General features: G+C 74.2%; 15 protein-coding genes. 7 read left to right on the top strand and 8 right to left on the bottom strand.

Annotated features, from left to right (window positions below; translation table 11 throughout):
• Positions 1–42 precede the first annotated feature (42 nt).
• Complete coding sequence (locus ACFU5J_RS14055; RefSeq protein ID WP_430579116.1) at positions 43–1,395, top strand: ABC transporter substrate-binding protein; 1,353 nt, start codon at positions 43–45, stop codon at positions 1,393–1,395.
• A complete protein-coding gene (locus tag ACFU5J_RS14050; RefSeq protein ID WP_430579115.1) occupies positions 1,392–2,180 on the top strand; it encodes a glycerophosphodiester phosphodiesterase in 789 nt (262 codons plus the stop codon). Before ACFU5J_RS14055 ends, ACFU5J_RS14050 begins: the two co-directional genes overlap by 4 nt.
• Positions 2,181–2,247: 67 nt before the next feature.
• Here the strand turns inward: ACFU5J_RS14050 and ACFU5J_RS14045 are convergent, their stop codons facing one another.
• The 3 genes from ACFU5J_RS14045 to ACFU5J_RS14035 are packed head-to-tail and all read right to left on the bottom strand — an operon-like array spanning position 2,248 to position 5,829.
• Positions 2,248–3,879: an extracellular solute-binding protein gene (locus tag ACFU5J_RS14045; protein ID WP_430579114.1), complete on the bottom strand. Its 1,632-nt coding sequence runs from the start codon at positions 3,877–3,879 to the stop codon at positions 2,248–2,250.
• Between the two features lie 34 nt (positions 3,880–3,913).
• The gene (locus ACFU5J_RS14040; RefSeq protein WP_430573878.1) at positions 3,914–4,852 is read right to left on the bottom strand and encodes a carbohydrate ABC transporter permease; all 939 of its coding nucleotides are present in this window, start codon (positions 4,850–4,852) and stop codon (positions 3,914–3,916) included.
• On the bottom strand, positions 4,849–5,829 hold the full coding sequence (locus ACFU5J_RS14035) for an ABC transporter permease (RefSeq protein ID WP_430579113.1): 981 nt from the start codon (positions 5,827–5,829) through the stop codon (positions 4,849–4,851). The genes ACFU5J_RS14040 and ACFU5J_RS14035 overlap by 4 nt, the downstream gene beginning before the upstream one ends.
• 176 nt (positions 5,830–6,005) lie before the next feature.
• Here ACFU5J_RS14035 and ACFU5J_RS14030 point away from each other — a divergent pair, with 176 nt between their 5' ends.
• On the top strand, positions 6,006–6,959 hold the full coding sequence (locus ACFU5J_RS14030) for a family 43 glycosylhydrolase (RefSeq protein ID WP_430579112.1): 954 nt from the start codon (positions 6,006–6,008) through the stop codon (positions 6,957–6,959).
• Positions 6,960–6,965: 6 nt separating this feature from the next.
• Here the strand turns inward: ACFU5J_RS14030 and ACFU5J_RS14025 are convergent, their stop codons facing one another.
• On the bottom strand, positions 6,966–7,991 hold the full coding sequence (locus tag ACFU5J_RS14025; RefSeq protein WP_430573881.1) for a LacI family DNA-binding transcriptional regulator: 1,026 nt from the start codon (positions 7,989–7,991) through the stop codon (positions 6,966–6,968).
• Between the two features lie 245 nt (positions 7,992–8,236).
• Between ACFU5J_RS14025 and ACFU5J_RS14020 the strand changes: the two genes are divergently transcribed.
• Both ACFU5J_RS14020 and ACFU5J_RS14015 read left to right on the top strand, forming a co-directional pair.
• Positions 8,237–10,327 carry a beta-galactosidase gene (locus ACFU5J_RS14020; RefSeq protein ID WP_430579111.1) on the top strand — a complete coding sequence of 697 codons (2,091 nt, stop codon included), beginning with the start codon at positions 8,237–8,239 and terminating at the stop codon, positions 10,325–10,327.
• Between the two features lie 134 nt (positions 10,328–10,461).
• Positions 10,462–11,838, top strand: a complete 1,377-nt coding sequence (locus ACFU5J_RS14015; protein WP_430579110.1) for a nucleobase:cation symporter-2 family protein — start codon at positions 10,462–10,464, stop codon at positions 11,836–11,838.
• Positions 11,839–11,895: 57 nt separating this feature from the next.
• Here the strand turns inward: ACFU5J_RS14015 and ACFU5J_RS14010 are convergent, their stop codons facing one another.
• The 3 genes from ACFU5J_RS14010 to ACFU5J_RS14000 all read right to left on the bottom strand — a co-directional run bounded on the left by ACFU5J_RS14010 (position 11,896) and on the right by ACFU5J_RS14000 (position 14,022).
• The gene (locus ACFU5J_RS14010; protein WP_430573884.1) at positions 11,896–12,279 is read right to left on the bottom strand and encodes a hypothetical protein; all 384 of its coding nucleotides are present in this window, start codon (positions 12,277–12,279) and stop codon (positions 11,896–11,898) included.
• Between the two features lie 112 nt (positions 12,280–12,391).
• Positions 12,392–12,787, bottom strand: a complete 396-nt coding sequence (locus ACFU5J_RS14005; RefSeq protein ID WP_430579109.1) for a YchJ family protein — start codon at positions 12,785–12,787, stop codon at positions 12,392–12,394.
• 23 nt (positions 12,788–12,810) lie between these two features.
• The gene (locus ACFU5J_RS14000; protein WP_430573886.1) at positions 12,811–14,022 is read right to left on the bottom strand and encodes an MFS transporter; all 1,212 of its coding nucleotides are present in this window, start codon (positions 14,020–14,022) and stop codon (positions 12,811–12,813) included.
• A 131-nt stretch (positions 14,023–14,153) separates the two neighbouring features.
• Between ACFU5J_RS14000 and ACFU5J_RS13995 the strand changes: the two genes are divergently transcribed.
• Both ACFU5J_RS13995 and ACFU5J_RS13990 read left to right on the top strand, forming a co-directional pair.
• On the top strand, positions 14,154–15,113 hold the full coding sequence (locus ACFU5J_RS13995) for a hypothetical protein (RefSeq protein WP_430579108.1): 960 nt from the start codon (positions 14,154–14,156) through the stop codon (positions 15,111–15,113).
• Positions 15,114–15,256: 143 nt separating this feature from the next.
• Positions 15,257–16,588, top strand: coding sequence for a serine hydrolase domain-containing protein (locus tag ACFU5J_RS13990; protein ID WP_430579107.1), 1,332 nt, complete (start codon positions 15,257–15,259; stop codon positions 16,586–16,588).
• A gap of 18 nt (positions 16,589–16,606) precedes the next feature.
• On the opposite strand, the gene ACFU5J_RS13985 is transcribed toward ACFU5J_RS13990, so the two are convergent.
• Positions 16,607–18,715 carry a beta-galactosidase gene (locus ACFU5J_RS13985; RefSeq protein WP_430579106.1) on the bottom strand — a complete coding sequence of 703 codons (2,109 nt, stop codon included), beginning with the start codon at positions 18,713–18,715 and terminating at the stop codon, positions 16,607–16,609.
• Positions 18,716–18,786 lie beyond the last annotated feature (71 nt).

The raw sequence follows: 18,786 nt of genomic DNA, 5'->3' as shown, positions 1-18,786 counted from the left end.
GACGACCCCTTCCGCCGCACCATCCCGAACCAAGGAGCACGTGTGTCCCACCGTCCCGCCCGCCGCACCCGCACCGCCGTCGCGGCGCTCGCCGCGGTCTCGGCCCTCACCCTCACCGCCTGCGCCGGCCCGAGCGTCGGGGCCACGGCCTCTGGCGACGCGTCCGCGGAGGCCGTCGACTGGTCGCAGGTCGAGCCGGCCAAGGAGATCACCTGGTGGAGCAACCACCCGGGCCAGTCGCAGGAGCTCGAGCAGCAGCTCATCGACGACTTCACCGCCGAGAGCGGCATCGAGGTCGACCTCGTGACCGCCGGCGCCGACTACGACGAGGTCGCCCAGCGCTTCCAGGCCGCCTCGCAGACCGACGAGCTGCCCGACGTCGTCATCGCGTCCGACGTGTGGTGGTTCCGGTACCACCTGAACGACCAGATCATGCCCGTGGACGACGTCATGGAGTTCCTCGACGCCGACGCGGACGACTTCCAGCCCGCCCTGTACGCGGACTACGAGTACGACGACCAGCACTGGGCGGTGCCCTACGCCCGCAGCACGCCGCTCTTCTACTACAACAAGGACCTGTGGACGAAGGCCGGCCTGCCCGACCGCGGCCCGGAGACCTGGGACGAGCTGGTCGACTGGGACGCGAAGCTGAAGGGCGAGGTGCCGGACGGCGGCTCGACGCTCGGCCTGTCCACCGGCCCGTCGTGGGGCGCCTGGTGGTTCGAGAACATGATCTGGGGTCAGGACGGCGCCTACTCGGACGGCTTCGACCTCACGCTCGACACCCCGGAGGCGGTCGCGGGCGGCGAGTTCGTGCGCGACCTGTTCCACGGCTCGGGCGTCGCGACGCTCTCCGCGGACGACGCGATGGCGGACTTCTCGTCCGGCCTGATCGCCTCGACGATCGGCTCCACCGGCTCGCTCAAGGGCGCGCTCGACGCCGCGTCGTTCGAGGTCGGCACGGCCTACCTGCCCGACGGGCCGCAGGGTGGCGGCACCCCGACCGGCGGCACGGGCCTCGCCATCCCGTCGTCGCGGACCCCGGAGCAGCAGCTCGCGGCCGCGATGTTCCTCGAGTTCCTGACGGACACGGAGAACACGGCCACGTTCTCGCAGGCCACGGGCTACATGCCGGTGCGCACCTCCGCCGTCGAGAGCGACGCGATGAAGCAGACGTACGAGCAGACGCCGCAGTTCCGCACCGCCGTCGACCAGCTCGCCGACAAGGCCCGCGTGCAGGACGACGTGCGCGTCTTCGTCCCGGGCGCCGACGCGCTGCTCAACGAGGCGCTGGAGCAGATCGTCATCGAGGACGCCGACCCGAGGACGGCGTTCGAGGCGATCACGCCGCGCATCGAGAAGGCGTACGAGGAGAACGTGGAGCCCTACCTGTGACCGGGCCGACCGGGCCGACCGGGCCGACCGGGCCGACCGGGACGCGCCGACCGCGGGTCGTCGCGCACCGCGGCAACAGCGCCGTCGCGCCGCAGAACACCCGTGCGGCGTTCGAGAGTGCCGCGCTGGCGGGGGCCGACTCGCTCGAGATCGACGTGCGCCTCACCGCGGACGGCGAGGTCGTCGTCCTCCACGACGACACCGTGGACGCGACGACGAACGGCAGCGGCAAGCTGGCCGACCTGGAGCTGCGCGAGGTGCGGCTGCTCGACGCCGGGTCGTGGTTCTCGCCCGCGTACGCGGGGCAGCGGGTGCCGACCTTCGACGAGGTGACCGACCTGCTGCGCGCCCGCCCCGGCCTGGACCTGCTGCTGGAGGTCAAGGGCGCGTGGTCCGCGCAGGAGGTACGGCGGCTCACCGGGCCGCTGCGCGAGGCCGGGCTCGCCGACCGCACGGTGGCGCAGAGCTTCTGGCCCGAGACGGTCGCCGCGCTGCGCGACGCCGACCCGGGGCTGCGTCGCGGGCTGCTCGTGACCGCCGCCCGCGACGACCTCGTCGAGCGCTGCCGTGAGCTCGACGTCGTCATGTGCAACCCGCAGGGCACCGTCCTGCGCGACGACCCGGACGCCGTCGCCCGGCTGCACGACGCGGGCCTCGCCACCGCCGTCTGGACGCTGAACGAGCCCGAGCACTGGGCCGCCGCCGTCGCGCTCGGCGTGGACGAGATCATCACCGACCGGCCCGACCACCTGGCGGGCTGGCTCGCCGGCCGGGCGGACGGCTGACCGGAGCCAGGCGTGGAGCCCCGGCCGGATCGTCCGGCCGGGGCTCCACGCGTCGTCGCGCCGGTCGTCAGCCGTTGGCCTCGGCGTAGGCGGCCTCGTACTCCGCGCGGATCTTGTCGCCGCCGTCGGCGCGCCACTTCGCGACGACCGCGTCCCACGAGCTCACGGGCTTGCGGCCCAGCAGGATCGCGTTCGTGGCGTCCGAGAGCGCGGTGCCGAGCTGGCCGCCCTTGGTGCCCTGGGTGTCGGAGTACAGGCCGACGGTCGGGTCGGCGACGCCGCCGGGCACCATGTCGGCCATGTGGGCGTGCACGTCCTTCGCGACGTCGGGGCGTCCGGGGAAGTAGTTCGACCGGGGCCCGTCCACGAGGTACTCGACCGGGAAGAAGCCCTCCGAGGTCTCGCTCTTGCCCAGCGCCGTGAGCACGGGGTCCGTGCCGTCGAGCTCGTAGTGGACGCCCTCGACGCCGAACTTGCGGAACAGGTGCTCCTCGGTGCCGAGGGGCGCGGCCAGCCAGTTGAGCACCGACAGCAGCGTGCGCACCCGCTCGGGGTCGCCCTTCTTGATCGCCGACAGCGTGTTGTTCGGCGGCCCCAGCCACAGGGCTGCCGGCGCCTTGCCGTCCTGGCTCGGCGTCCGCACCATGCGGATCGTGTAGTCGGGCGCGCTGGCCTCGCTCTGCTGGTGCAGGCCAGGGGCGGCCGAGTACGTGTCGGCATGCAGGAGCGCGGCCCCCGAGGCGAACCAGGTCTTCTGGTCGACACCCTCCGCCGTCACGCCGTCGGGCACCACGTAGCCCTCGTCGACCAGGCGGCGTCCGAGCTCGAGCGCCTCCCGGTGCCCGTCGAGCTCCAGCACGTGCGTGAAGGTGCCGCCTTCCACCTGCCAGTTGTTCGGCAGCCCCAGCATCTGCTGCAGCATCGGCATGGGGGCGGAGCTCAGCGCCCAGGTGTTGGCGCGGGGTCGCGTCACTTCCGCGCACAGGGCCAGGAAGTCGTCGACCGTGCGAGGGTCGTCGGTGATCCCGTGCTTCGCGAGCAGGTCGCCGCGCGCGTACAGGAGCGCCGACGACTGCACCCCCCGGGTGATCGGCACCGCGTAGATGCCTCCGCCGAACACCGTGCCGCGCCAGGACTCGGTGGCGATGTTCGCGAGGAACGGGTAGTCCGCGATCGCGTCGCCGGCCAGGTGCTCCGTGAGGTCCTGGCACTGCGCCCGGAGGAAGTCGGGCAGGTGCGCCATCCCCATGTCGAGGGTGTACAGGTCGCCGAGCCCGTCGCCGGCGACGGCGGTGGCGAACCGCTGCGGGAAGTCGGCGCGGGGGGTCATCGTGAGCTGCAGGTCGGAGCCCAGGCGGGTGTTCAGCTCCTGCCAGTACGCGTTGCGCCCGGCGGACGGGGGGACCGGGCCGCCGATCGGCACGGAGCCACGGATCTCCGATCCGTCCCCCGGCGGCTGGGAGAACGCGGCGACCGGCTTCGCCGGGTACCGCAGGAAGGTGTCGGGGATGCCGCTCGCGTCGCCGGGCAGGTCCGGCGTCACGCCCTCGTAGCGGATGTACTTCGGCAGGGTGACGGAGGCGGAGCCCGACCCCCCGCCCCCGGCGGAGGACGAGGGCGAGCAGCCGGTGAGGGCGCCGGCGGCGACCACGGCGACGCCGCCGAGGAACGAGCGGCGGCTGAGGGTGACGGGGGCCATGACGGCTCCTCTCGAGTCCGGGGAGGCGGTGCGGTCAGCCCTTGACGGCACCGGTGAGCACTCCCTTGGCGAAGTGACGCTGAAGGAACGGGTAGACCAGGAGGATCGGGACGATGGTGACGAGCAGGATCGCCATCTGGATGGACGCCTGCGGGGGCAGGACGTCCGACCCGGTGCCCAGCTCGGACGAGCCGAGCTCGGCGTTGTTGACCACGTACGTGCGCAGCACGAGCTGGAGCGGCCACATGGACGAGTCGCTGATGTAGAGCAGGGCGTTGAAGAACGCGTTCCAGTAGCCGACGGCGTAGAAGAGGCCGACCACGGCGAGCACGGCCTTGGACAGCGGCAGCACGATGCGGGTGAGCGTGGTGACGTGCCCTGCCCCGTCGATGCGGGCCGAGTCGACGATCTCCTGGGGCACCCCCATGAAGAACGCGCGCAGCACGATCACGTTGAACGCGCTCAGGGCCGTGGGCAGGACGAGCGCCCAGTACGTGTCGAGCAGGCCGAGCTGCTTGACCATGAGGTAGTTCGGGATCAGCCCGGGGGAGAACAGCAGCGAGACGAGCACCAGCACGAGCACCGGCTTCTGCCCGAACGCCCCCGGCCGGCTCAGCGCGTAGGCGAGCAGGGTGGAGACGACGAGGGAGAGCGCGGTGCCCGCGAGCGTCACGCCGACGCTGACCGCGAGCGACCGCGCGACCACGCCGCCGGCGAAGATGCTCCGGTACGCGTCGAGCGAGGCGCTGTCGGGCCAGAGCACGAAGCCGCCGGAGGCGTTGAGCTGGGCGGTGTCGGCCAGGCTGGTGGAGACGATGCCGAGGAACGGCACGGCCACGCCCGCGCACATCACGAGGAGGACCACGGCCTTGAGGACGCGGCCGGGCATCGGCGGCACCTCGAGCCGGCGGCGACGGCGGCGGGTGGTGGGGCGCGGCGGGCGCGATGCCGTCCGTGCGGTCGTGGCGGTCATGACTTGTACACCCCGTTCTCGCCGAGCAGGTGGGCGATCTTGTTCGCGCCGAGCACCAGGACGACGCCGACGACGCCCTTGACCAGGCCGACGGCGGCGGCGACCCCCCACTGCCCGCCGACGATCCCGTTGTTGTAGACGTAGGTGTCCAGCACCTCGCTCGCGGCGAGCCCGACGCCGTCCTGCTGCAGGATGATCTGCTCGAACCCCACGGTGAGGGAGTCGCCGAGGCGCAGGATGAGGAGGAGCACGACGATCCCGCGGATGCCCGGCAGGGTGATGTGCCACAGCTGCCGCCGGCGCGAGGCGCCGTCGACGCTCGCCGCCTCGTAGAGGGACGAGTCGATCTGGGAGAGGGCGGCGAGGAAGAGGATCGTCGCCCAGCCGGTGTCCTTCCACATCACCTGGCTGGTGAGCAGGGCGACGAAGCCGTCGGGGTTGCCGATGATCGAGAGCGTCTCCATGCCGTGGGTCCGCAGGAAGGTGTTGAGCAGGCCCGAGCCGCCGAGCAGCTGCTGGAAGATCGCCACGACGATGACCCAGGACAGGAAGTGCGGCAGGTAGAGCACCGACTGCACCGCCCGCTTGACCCGCTCCGACAGCAGGCTGTTGAGCAGCAGGGCCACCGCGATCGGCACGGGGAAGACCAGGACCACCTGGACCACGGTGAGGACGAGCGTGTTGCGCAGGGCGTTCAGGAACGCCGGGTCGCCGTCGAAGATCACGGCGAAGTTGTCCAGGCCCACCCACTCGCTGGCCCCGAAGGGGAGGAACGGCAGGTAGTCCTGGAACGCGATGACGTTCCCCAGCAGCGGGACGTACTGGAACAGCAGGAGCAGCAGCAGGCCCGGCGCCGCCATGAGCACGAGCGCCCGGTCGCGGGCGAGACGTCGGTACCAGGGCAGCGGGCGCCGCGCGGGCCGTGCCGGCTCCACGGCCGCCAGCGGCGGCGACCCGTGGGGGGTCGTTCTCGACACGACGGATGCCACGTTGCCTCCATTCATACAGCGTTGTAACACGGAACGATGGAGGATGGATCGCGGAACGTCAAGCCTGGGGGAGGAGTGAGGTTCGAAGTATTGGCTCCCGTATTTCAGCGTTGTAAGGTCGCGTCGACCGCTGATCCGCCCGTCCCGTCCCCAGGAGTGCCCGCATGACCATGCCGTCGTCCACCGCAGAGGTCCCGCTCATCGCCGAGCCCTGGGCGGTCGAGCTGCCCGACGGGCGCCCCTTCTCGAAGGACCCGTCCGTCGTGCGGTTCCGCGGTCGCTACCTCATGTACTTCACGCTGCCCCAGGGGTACGCGGGCGACGGGTGGCGCGTCGGGATCGCGGAGAGCCCCGACCTGCGCGCCTGGCGGCTGGTCGAGACGCTCGTGCCGCAGGAGTCCTTCGAGACCCCGGGGATCTGCGCCCCGGGCGCCGTCGTCCTCGACGGCGTGGTCCACCTCTTCTACCAGACGTACGGCAACGGGCCCGCGGACGCGATCTGCCACGCGACGTCGCACGACGGGGTGACGTTCGTGCCGGACGTGTCGAACCCCGTGTTCCGGCCCGAGGGCGACTGGAACTGCGGCCGGGCCATCGACGCCGATGTCGTGGTGCACGGCGACCGGCTCCTGCTCGCCTACGCGACGCGCGACCCCGAGATGCGCGCGCAGCTGCTCGGCGTCGCCTCCGCGCCGCTCGACAGCGGCTTCGGCCGCGAGGCGTGGACCGACCTGTCGCACGACGCGCCGGCCCTGGCGCCCGAGCTCGACTGGGAGCGGGAGTGCATCGAGGCCCCCGCCTTCGTGCGCCGCGGGGACGGGCTCGTGATGTTCTACGCCGGCGGCTACAACAACGAGCCGCAGCAGATCGGCTGGGCCCGGTCGAGCGACGGGGCGACGTGGGAGCGCGGCACGCTCGAGCCGTTCCTGCCGCACGGCGCGCCCGGGTCGTGGAACGCGTCCGAGAGCGGCCACCCGGGCGCGCTGGTCGACGAGGACGGGCGGACGTACCTGTTCTTCCAGGGCAACGACACGGGCGGCCGGACCAACCTCCTCGCGGCCGTGGAGATCGGGTGGGACGGCGATGTGCCGCGCGTGCTGAGGCCGGTCACCGCCTGAGCGGGGTCAGGCGCCGCCCGTGCTGGCCCGGACCATGAGGCGGTGGCCGACGACGGCCCGCACGGGCTCCGTCGCGGCCGCGCCGGGCGCGGAGCGCAGGTGCAGGCGCTCGACGCACCGCCGCGCGATGTCCGCCAGGTCCCACGACACGCTCGTGAGCGCCGGGGCCGTGTAGCTCGACTCGTCGTTGTCGTCGAAGCCGGCGACGGCGACGTCGTCCGGCACGGCCACCCCGCGCTCGCGCAGCCGGGCCAGCACCCCGCTGGCGAGCAGGTCGTTGTAGCAGACGATCGCGTCGGGCGGGACCGGGAGCGCGAGGAGGCGGTCCGCCGCCTCCGCACCCTCCCCGCGCCGGAAGCGCGGGACGTCGACGCGGTAGTCGGGGGCGAGGTCGAGCCCGGCGTGCTGCAACGCCGTCGCGACGCCGCGGTAGCGCAGCGAGCTGGCGTTCGCGCGCGGGTGGTCGGCCAGGCCGACCACCGCCACCCGTCGGCGCCCGCGGGCCAGGAGGTGCTCGGCGAGCGCGCGTGCGGCAGCCACGTTGTCGGCGCTCACCCGGTCGGCCGACGGTGCGACCTCCGACTCCCCGATGAGCACGAGGTTGCGGTGCGCGAAGCGGTCCTCGAGCTCGGCGTCGCCGAGGGCGTCCGGCTGGAGGATCACCCCGTCGACCAGGCGGGAGGCCGGGCCGCGCACGGCGGCGCGCTCGAGCGACTCGAGCGACCGGGTCTGCTCGATGAGGACCGTCCAGTCGTGCCGGGCGCACTCGTCGATCACGTGCCCGGCGAGCGTGGAGTAGTACGGGTTGTCCAGGCCGGGGATCGCGAGGGCGATGAAGCCGGTCGACTGGCCCCGCAGGGCGCGGGCCGACAGGTTGGCGCGGTAGTCGAGCTCGGCGAGGGCCTTCTCCACGCGCCGTCTGGTGCTGTCCCGCACGTACGGATGGTCGTGCAGCACGTTCGAGACCGTCTTGGGCGAGACCCCGGCCAGCGCCGCGACGTCGGACAGTCGCGCACGACGCCCGTCGGGCATGCTCTCTCCCTCGGCTGGCGACACAGCGCGATCATAAGGGCGGACGCCGAGCCGGCCGGGATGCTGCGTCGGGCCGTGATCGCGGTCGCACCGTCCTGTCGGGCGGCTTCCGGGCGTTGCCACGTCGGGCGACGCGGCCTGCTGGGGCATCCTTGGACCCGGAAGTCCCCGACCGATAGTCTCGCGACGCGCATCGAAGCGTTTCGACAGAGATCCGTTCGACAGAGATCCGAAGGAGAGCGAGCATGCGGCACGGCCTCGCACGGCTCACGGACGAGCTGGGCATCCTCTACGGCGGGGACTACAACCCCGAGCAGTGGGACCCCGCGGTGTGGCGGGAGGACGTCGCGCTCATGTGGGAGGCCGGGGTCAACCTCGTCACCGTCGGGGTGTTCAGCTGGTCGCACTACGAGCCCCGGCCGGGGGAGTACCGCTTCGGCTGGATGGACGAGGTGCTCGACCTGCTGCACGACGCCGGCATCGCCGTCGACCTCGCCACCCCGGTGGCGTCACCGCCGCCGTGGCTGGGCCACCGGCACCCGGAGTCGCTGCCGACGACGGCCGACGGCACCGTCCTGAGCTACGGGTCGCGCAACCAGTTCTGCCCGTCGTCCGACGCCTACCGGGACGCGGCGGCGGCGATCGCCGAGCAGGTCGCCGCCCGCTACGCCGGGCACCCGGCGGTCCGCCTGTGGCACGCCGGCAACGAGTACGGCCAGGTCTGCTTCTGCGACCGCTGCGCCGACCGGTTCCGCGACTGGCTCCGCGCCCGGTACGGCAGCGTCGACACGCTCAACGCGGCCTGGGCCACCACCGTCTGGTCGCAGGAGTACGGCGACTGGGCCGAGGTCCTGCCGCCGCGCGTCGCGCCCTACCACCGCAACCCCGCCCAGGAGCTCGACTTCCGGCGCTTCTCCTCCGACCTGCTGCTCGACCTCTACCGGGAGCAGAAGGCGATCGTCCGGCGGCACGACCCCGACCGTCCCGTCACCACCAACCTCATGGGCTTCTTCGGCGGCGTCGACCCGCACGCCTGGCGCGCCGACCTCGACGTCGTCGCCGACGACGCCTACCCCGACCCGGCGTCGCCTGACGCCCCCGCGGACGCGGCGCTCGTCAACCACCTGGCCCGCGGCCTCGCGGGCGGCACGCCGTGGCTGCGCATGGAGCAGGCGGCGAGCGCCGTGAGCTGGCGCGAGCACAACCTCACGAAGTCGCCCGAGCGGCTGCGCGCCGAGGTGCTGCAGGCCGCGGCGCACGGCTGTGACGGCGCCCTGTTCTTCCAGTGGCGCCAGGCGCGCTCGGGCCCCGAGCGCTTCCACTCCGCGATGCTGCCCCTGGCCGGCCCGGACACCGCGGTGCACGACGGCGTCCGCCGCCTCGGCGCCGAGCTGCGCGCGCTGCGCGGCCTCGCCGGGCAGCCCGTCCACAGCCGGGTCGCGCTGCTGTGGGACTGGCCGTCGTGGTGGGCGGCCACGCAGGTCGCGCTGCCCACCGCACGCCTCGACCCGCTCGCCACCCTGCAGGCGTGGCACCGCGCGCTGTGGCGGCTCGGGGTGGTCGCGGACGTCGTCGCGCCGGGTCAGGACGACGTCCGCCTCGACGGGTACGACGTCGTGCTGGCGCCCGCGCTCACCGTGCTCGAGCAGGACGCCGCGGACCGGCTCGAGGCCTACGTCTCCGGCGGCGGGCACCTGGTGTGGGGGCCGTTCGGCGGGGTCGCGGACGGGCGGGGACAGCTGCACGTCGGGCGGTCGCCGGCGCTGCTGCGTCGCGTGCTCGGCGTCTCCGCGGAGGAGTGGGTGCCGCTGCCCGACGCCGGCAGCGCCGTCGCCTGGTCCGAAGAGCGCTTCGGCGGCCTGCGGGGCACCGCCGCCGTGCTGGGCGAGCGCACGCGCTCCGACGGCGCCGCCGTGCTCGCCACCTACGACGACGGGCCGCTGGCCGGGTGCGTCGCCGTCGCGCAGCACGCGCACGGCAGGGGCGGGGCCTGGTACGTCGGGGCGGACCTCACCGGCGAGGCCGGCGGCCTGGACACCGTGCTGCGGGCCGCCCTCGACGCGGCGGGTGTCCCCACCGGCGGGCAGGAGCCCGACGTCGAGACCGTGTGGCGCGGCAGCACCCTGGTCGCGATCAACCACGCCGACCGGTCCGCGACGCTCGACCTCGCCGCCGCGCTCTCCGCCGGGCCGGAGCACGTGCGCGACGTGACGACGCTCGTCGACCTGCTCACCGCCGCCCGGCACGAGCTCGTGGCCGGCCCCGCCGACGTGCCGGGGGCCGGGGCGACCCTGCCGCTCGCACCGCACGACGCCGTCGTCCTCGCGGCCGGGTGACGCCGGCGGCCGGGATGGGTTCATCCGAGAGGATTTCACGCCCCGGAAACGCTGTTTGACCCAGCGGAAACCCGCGCTCCCTACCGTCGTCCCGACGCGCCGCCCAGGCGCCCGGTGACGGAAGGGGACGACCGATGTCCGACGCATCACCCAGCACCACCGCCAGGCACCCCGTGGACGAGGTGCCGCGCTTCGCGCGGCTGTTCCCGCTGGGGCTGCAGCACGTGCTCGCGATGTACGCGGGGGCGGTCGCGGTGCCGCTCATCGTGGGCGGCGCGCTCGGCTACTCCGCGCAGGACCTGGCGTTCCTCATCAGCGCGGACCTGTTCGTCGCGGGCATCGCGTCGATCATCCAGTCCCTCGGGTTCTGGCGGTTCGGGGTGCGCCTGCCGCTCATGCAGGGGGTGACGTTCGCAGCGGTCGGCCCGATGATCACCATCGGCACGACCTACGACATCACCGCCGTCTTCGGGGCCACCATCGCCTGCGGGCTGTTCATGATCCTCGTCGCGCCGTTCTTCTCGGCGCTGCTGCGGTTCTTCCCGCCGATCGTCACCGGCACGGTGATCCTCGTCATCGGCGTCTCGCTGATGGACGTCGCCGCCGGGTGGATCACGGACAACGGCGAGTCGGCCACGCCGACCGACCTGGCGCTCGCGGCCGGGACCCTGCTGCTCGTCGTGCTCGTCGAACGGTTCGCGCCGCCCGCGCTGGCGCGCGTCTCCGTGCTGCTCGGGCTCGGGCTCGGCACGCTCGTCGCGCTGCCCCTGGGCAAGGTCGACTGGTCGGGCGTCGGCGACGCCGGGTGGTTCGCCCTCGTGACGCCGTTCCACTTCGGCCTCCCGACGTTCCCGCCGGCCGCCGTCGTGTCGATGCTGGTCGTGGGCCTCGTGATCATGACGGAGACGACCGGCGACATGATCGCCGTCGGCGAGATCACCGGCCGGCCGGTGACCCGGCAGCGGCTCGGCGACGGGCTGCGGGCCGACGGGCTCTCGACCGTGCTCGGCGGCCTCTTCAACACCTTCCCCTACACGGCGTTCGCGCAGAACGTGGGTCTCGTGAGCCTCACCGGCGTGGGGTCGCGGTTCGTCGCGACGATGGCGGGCGGCATCCTCGTCGTCCTGGGGCTGGTGCCGAAGGTCGGCGCGGTCGTGGAGGGCGTGCCCTCCGCGGTGCTGGGCGGCGCGGGGATCGCGCTGTTCGGCATGGTCGCCGCGTCGGGCGTCCGCTCGCTCACCACGGTGACGTTCACCCACCGGAACATCCTCGTGGTCGCCGTGTCCCTCGGGGTCGCGATGCTCCCGACCGTGCGTCCGGAGATCTACGCCGAGCTCCCCACCTGGTTCCGGCTGATCTTCGACTCCGGCATCAGCGCCGGCGCGATCACCGCGATCCTGCTCAACCTGCTGCTCAACGGCGACCAGCTCCGCCCGCGCCCGGCCGCGGGGCCCGACGGCTCACAGCACGAACCCGACGCCGAGACCGAGAGCGCCGGGGTCGTCCGCTGACGCAGGTGCGGCACCCACCCGACGGGTGGGTGCCACACCTCCGAGGAGCGGGGTCCGTCAGCGCAGCAGGCCGCTGAGCAGACCGCCGTCCTCGTCGGAACCGCTCGACGACGCGTCCGTGTCGGCGGTGACGTCGGCGTCAGTGTCGGGGTCGACGCTCACGTCCGAGTCGTTGCCGCTGAGGATGCCGCTGAGCACCTCGTTCACGTCGAGGTCCACCCCGTTGAGCACCGCGTTGCCGCTGGCGACGTCACCGAGGTCGACGACCCCGTTCAGGATGTCGTCGAGCGACACGTTGCCGCTGTCGTCGACGTGCGTCTCGGTCTGGTCCGTTCTCTCGGAGTGGTCGCCGGTGTCGGCGCTCGCCGCGGCGGCGCCTCCGAGAACGAGGGCGGCGGCCGTACCGGTCACGACCGCGGACTTGGTCCAGATCTTGCGCATGATGGTGCCTCCATCTTGTCGGTTGATTCGGGCACCCGGGGTTCGGTGCCCTCCGACATGCGGATGGGTCCGGATCTGGATCAGTTCTCTCGGGCCTCGATCGGCGGGGCCGTCAGCCCTGCACGTCGCCGTCCACGTAGAACCAGCGGCCGGCCTCGCGGACGAACCGGCTCACCTCGTGCAGGCGGCCGCGCCCGCCGGTGGCGGCGGAGCGGTACTGCGCGACGAACTCGACCTCGCCGCCGTCGTCGAACGGCCCGCCCGCGTGGGTGGCGAGGACGACCAGGCGCCGCCACTCCTGGTCGTCGTCGAGCTCCAGCGACGACGGCCGGGTGCGCGGGTGCCACGTGGCGCGCAGGTACGCGGCGTCGCCGACCGCGAACGCGCTGTAGCGCGAGCGCATCAGCGCCTCCGCCGTGGGCGCGGGGCGCTCGCCGCGGTGCAGCGGGCCGCAGCACGCGCCGTAGGTGTCGCCGGAGCCGCAGGGGCAGCGGTCGTCGTCGTGCACGGCGGTCCTCCTCGGTGGGCCGGTCAGCGGGTGACCGGCAGGCGGGGGTTGAAGCGCTCCTCGGCGAGGGCGACGAGGAGGGCGAGCAGCACGACGGCGGCGCTGGCCAGCGGCACCACGCGCACGTCCACGGCCGCGACGAGCGCCGCGCCCAGGCCGGAGCCGGCCGCGATGCCCACGTTGAACATGGACGACGAGATCGCCACGCCCATGTTGGTCGAGCCGGGGGACACCAGCATCACGCGGTGCGACAGCGCGGGCGGCACGCACGAGAACGAGAGGCCGAACAGCGCCAGCGACGCGACCGCGGCCACGGGCTGCTCGCCGAACGCCCACAGCGACACCAGCGCGACCGTGAGCACGGCGAGCGCGACGAGCAGCACCGCCACGGGCCGCGCGTCGATGAACCGGCCGACGACGATCGCCCCCACCACGCCGGCCGCGCCCTGCAGCAGGAGCAGACGCGGCATGTCCGCCTGCACGAACCCGGTGACGTCGATGAAGTACTGCGTGACGAACGTGATGACGCCGAACGCGCCGGTCAGCACCAGCCCGGTGGTGACCATCTGGAACCCGAACCGGCGCGCGTTCGGGTGGGGCGCGCGGCTGGCGCCGCCCTGCGCCGGGGCGAGCGTGGGGAAGAGGGCGAGGACGACGAACGTCACCACCAGCGACAGCGCCGCGACGGCGGCGAACGTCCAGCGCCACGACGTGTTCTCGCCGAGCCACGTGCCCGCCGGCACGCCGAGCACCGGCGCCAGCGAGTTGCCCAGCGCGAGGCGCGCCATCACCTTGCCGCGCACGACCGGCCGGAACAGCCCCGTCGTCGCCGGCACCACCGCCACCCAGAACAGCGCCTGCGCCGTCGCCGTCACCAGGCGCGCGACCAGCAGCTGCTCGTAGCTGGGCGCGAGCGCCGCCCACAGGGTCGCGACGGAGGCGACGCCTGCGCACGCGGACAGCACCCAGCGCCGCGGGAACCGCCGCGCCCAGTGCGCCAGCGGCACCGTCGTGACGAGCACCACCAGCGCGTACCCGGTGACGAGCAGGCCGATCTCGGAGGTCGAGCGGCCCAGGTCGGGGGCCATGAGCGTGAGCAGGCCGGACGGCAGCGACTCGACGGTGACGAACAGGAACGTCGACAGCGCCATCGCGACCAGGATGATCGTGGCGCGACGCTCGTCGACAGGGGGCGTGATGGCGGACGCCGGCGCGGGAGGAAGGTTCTCGGTCATGGGGATCGAAACGATCCTAGGCTCCCGCGACCCCGGAGTTGTCAGGATGCGCGTGCGGTATGCCACGCGCCGGGCCTGACGGATCGGGGCGTGGGGTTGCGGCGGCGGCGGGGCTTCCGGATTCTCGGAGGGTGCCCACGCTGCCCGAGGTGCTGACGGACGTCGCCGGGGCGCTGTACGCCCTCGAGCCGGGCGAGTTCGTCCCCGCGCGCGACGCCCGCGCCGCCGCGCTGCGCTCCGACGGCCAGGACGAGGCGGCGGACCGGGTGAAGCGGCTGCGCAAGCCGTCGACGGCGGCGTGGGTGGTCAACCTCCTGGCGCGCGCGGACCCCGAGCAGGTGGAGCAGGTGGTCGAGCTCGGCGCCGCGTTCCGTGCCGCGCAGGACGACCTCGACGGCCCCCGCCTGCGCGAGCTCACCCGTCAGCGGCGGCAGCTCGTCGCGGCCGTCGCGGCCCGGGCCCGGTCGCTCGCCGTCGACGCGGGCACGGCGGTGTCCGGCGCGGTCCTCGCCCAGGTCGAGTCCACCCTCACCGCCGCGATGATCGACCCCGACGCCGGGCGCGCGGTGCGCAGCGGCCTCCTCGTGGGCCCGCTGCAGGCCACCGGCATCGGGCGCGCCGACGTCGCCTCCGCCGTCGCCGTCCCCGACGCCCTCGGCATCGCTCCCGTCGACGACGACGCCCCGCCGCGGCACCTGCACGCCGTGCCCGACCTCCCCGCCGCGAAGAAGGGGCGCGGCCGCCCGACGGCGGACGCGGCCGACGACGCCGCCCGCCGCGAGGCGCGCGAGCGGGCGCAGCAGGAGCTCGCCGACGCCGAGGACGACGTCGCCGCCGCCCGCGGCGCCGGCGGCACCGCCGCCGCGGAGGTGGGCCGCATCGAGGCCGTGGCCCGGCGCACCGACGCCGAGCGCGACGCCGCGCGTCGCCGCCTCGCCGAGCTGGACGACGAGGCCGCCGCCGTCGACGCCGAGCTGCGCGGCGCCGTCGTCGCCCGCCAGCGCGCCGAGCGCACCCTCGCCGACGCCACCCGCCGTCGCGACGAGGCCGCCGCCCGCCTCGCCGAGGTGGCCCGGGACCGGCCGAGGTAGGCCGCGCCGGGGCCGCGCCGGACCACCTCCGCGGTCCCGCCTTCGGGGGAGACGACCCCGACGGATCTCCGTCGTCCGACGGATCCGCCGGCCCGTCCTGCCTGCGACGGTGGGAGCACCGACCGCGAAGACGAGGAGACCCCATGCGCCGTCGCATGCGCACGACCCTGACCGTCACGACCGCCGCAGCGCTCGCGCTGCCGCTGACCCTCGGTGCCGTCCCCGCCGGAGCAGCCCCCGCCGCGGCCGGGGACGGCACGCCCGCCGGCGCGGCGGCGTCCGCGCTGGACGAGGACTCGTCGTCCGTCGCGCGCGCCGTCGCGGAGGCGGTCGCCCAGGCGCGGCGCGAGGCGAGCGCCCGCACGTTCGTCGCGCCGAGCGAGGACGCCGCTGCGACCGCCGGCGCGCGCGACGCCCTGGACCAGGCGCTCGCGGACACCGTGGCGGGCGTCCCGGTCGGCGTCGTCGGCCGGGTCGACGCGCCCGGCCTGCACTGGAGCGGCGCGGACGGCACGCGCCGCCTCGACGGGCGCGGCCCGGCGCGGCCGCAGGACCGGTTCCGGGCGGCGAGCAACACCAAGATGATGGTCTCGACGCTGGTGCTGCAGGAGGTCGAGAAGGGCACGTGGACCCTCGACACCCCGGTGGTGGAGGTGGTCCCCGAGGCGGCCGCCGTCGTGCCCGACGCGTACGAGGACGACGTCACGCTCGAGCTGCTGCTCACGCACCGCTCCGGCCTGCCCGACCACCTGTCCGCGCTCGCCGCGAGCCGCATGACCGACCCGGAGGACCTCGACGAGTTCTTCGAGGTCCTCGGCGAGGAGTACCCGGTCGCCGACCACCTCGCCGCCATGGACGACCTGCCGTGGCTGTTCGCGCCGGGCACCGACGTGGCGTACTCGAACGCGGGCTACGTGCTGCTGGGCGCGGCGCTCGAGCGTGCCACCGGGCAGAGCGTGGAGCGGCTGCTCGAGAAGCGCGTGTTCGGGCCCGCCGGGATGCGGCACTCGGCGTTCCCGGACGACCCGGGCCTGCGCGGGCCGTTCCTGCACGAGGCCGCGTACACGGGCGAGCTCGGCGCCGGCTGGTACGGCCTCGACCCCTTCGACCCGAGCCTGTTCGGCGCGGCGGGCGCGGTGACGTCCACGACGGCGGACCTGCAGCGCTTCACCGAGGCGCTCGTGACCGGCGACCTGCTCGAGCCGGCGACCGTGACCGACGTCCTCACGCCGCGCACCGTGGGCAGCGAGGTCCTGCCCGACTACGGCCTGGGCGTCTACCGCCTGCCCGACCCGTGCCAGGACGGCGCGTGGCTGTACGGGCACGACGGCGCGTCGTTCGGCACGCTCAGCATCACGCTGACCTCCCCGGACGCCGACCGCCAGGTGACCGTGGCGCTCACGGGCCGCGACCTCACCTCGGTCGGGTCCGACCTCATGACGGCCCTGGTCCCCGCCCTGCTCGCGACCTGCTGACGGGTCCCGCGCCGAGGGTCAGCGCGGGCTGCGCACCACGCGCGCCCCGCCGGCGGGCACGACGACGGCGCCGGCGACGTCCTCGCCCGTGAGCAGGTCGCTGCTGCCCGGGGCGACGTCGGGCAGCTTGGCGTCGGCGTCGGCGTGGTTGATCGCGACCGTGAAGACGGCGTCGGCCCCGTGCCGCCGCACGACCTCCAGGTCGGCGGTCAGGCCCGCCGGGGCGAGGCCGGCGTCGTCGTACACGCGGGCCATGAGCGGTGCGAGGGCGTCGACGTCGAGCCGCGTGGACACGTACCAGCCGGTCCCCGCGCCGGCGCGGTGGCGCGTCACCGCCGCGCCGCCGGGCCGCGGCCCGCCGGCGTAGGTCGCGACGACCTCGGCGCCGTCGAGCGCGACGTCGTCGGCCCACACGTCGCCGGTCAGCGCGCCGTCGGACAGCCCGACGACGCCCAGCGTCTCGCCGTCGCGCAGCGGGAGGAACTCCTCGACCGTCAGGCCCAGCGCGCGGCGCAGCGGGGCGCCGTACCCGCCCTCGTGCACGCGGTCGTGCTCGTCGACGACGGCGCTGAAGAAGCTCACCAGCAGCGTGCCGCCGCCCTCGACGTACCGGGTGAGGTTGGCGGCCGCGTCGGCCGTGAGCAGGTACGACGCCGGTGCGACGACGAGCCGGTAGCCGGAGAGGTCCTGCTCCGGGTGCGCCATGTCCACCGTGAGGCCGTCCCGCCACAGCCGGTCGTAGAAGGCCTCGGTGCGCTCGCGGTGCGACGCGTCCACGCTGGGCCGCCACTCGAGGTCCTGCGCCCAGTGCGACTCGTAGTCCCACAGCAGCGCGACGTCGGCCCGCACGCGCGAGCCCTGCACCTCGCCGAGGCGGCCGAGCTCGGCCCCGAGCTCGCACACCTCGCGGAACACGCGGCTGCCCGTCCCGGCGTGGGGGAGCATCGCCGAGTGGAACTTCTCCGCGCCGCTGCGCGAGGCCCGCCACTGGAAGAACAGGATCCCGTCCGCGCCGCGGCCCAGGTGCGACAGGGCGTTCCGCCGCTCCTCGCCGGGGCGCTTGGCCACGTTCCGCGGCTGCCAGTTCACGGCCGAGCTGGAGTGCTCCAGGAGGAGCCACGGCTTGCCGCCCGCGACCGACCGTGTGAGGTCGGCGGCCATCGCCAGGCCCACGTGGCCGCGGGGGTCCGCGGCGGTGAGGTAGTGGTCGTCGGAGACGACGTCGACCTCCCGCGCCCAGGCCCACAGGTCCGTGGCCGGGCACGCCGTCGCCATGAAGTTGGTGGTGACGGGCACGGCGGAGTGCGCGCGGATCGCGTCGCGCTCGGCCACGAAGCACGCGCGGAGCATCGCGTCGGTGAAGCGGGCGTAGTCGAGACGCATCGCCGGGTTGGCCACGGTGGGCGTGGCCGACGGCGCGACGACGTGCTCCCACTCACCGTAGACCTGGCCCCAGAACCGGGTGCCCCAGGCCGCGTTGAGCGCGTCGAGCGTGCCGTACCGGGCGCGCAGCCACAGGCGCCAGGCGCGCTGCGCGTGCTCGGAGTAGTCGTCGGAGACCGGCGCCCCGTACTCGTTGTGCACGTGCCAGAGCACGACGGCGGGGTGCTGCCCGTAGCGCTCGGCGAGCGCGCCCGCGATGCGGGTGGCGGCCCGGCGGTACGCGGGGGAGGACGGCGCGGCGGCCCCGCGGGAGCCGAACTCCAGCACGGTGCCCTCGCGCGTCACGACCCGGGAGTCCGGGTAGGTGCGGAAGAACCACGCGGGCGGCGACGCCGTGGGGGTGCCGAGGTCGACGCGGATGCCGGCCGAGTGCAGCAGGTCGAGCAGGCGGTCGAGCCAGCCGAAGTCGTGCTCGCCCTCCCGCGGCTCGAGGAGGGCCCAGCTCCAGATGCCGACGCTGACCAGGTTGACGCCCGCCTGCCGCATGAGGTCGACGTCCTGCGCCCACACCTCCTCCGGCCACTGCTCGGGGTTGTAGTCGCCGCCGTAGCAGACCTGGTCGACCCCGGGCAGCCAGCCCTCGAAGTCCGGGCCGGGGCGGAACGGGGCGGGCCGGGCCCCGGTGGCGGCCTCGGAGGCCGTGGCCTCGAAGGACGGGGCGCCGTGGGGCGTGGCGTCGGGCATGGGAGGCGCTCCTCGCGTCGATGCTGTGCGCGGTCACAGGCGTCGTGGCCGCGCAACGACTAGGTAACACC

Origin of the sequence: Isoptericola sp. NPDC057559 (assembly GCF_042801555.1) — a bacterium.
Taxonomy (GTDB): domain Bacteria; phylum Actinomycetota; class Actinomycetes; order Actinomycetales; family Cellulomonadaceae; genus Isoptericola.
The sequence above is the reverse complement of the archived record's forward strand: the minus strand, read 5'-3'. Positions and strand labels throughout refer to the sequence as shown.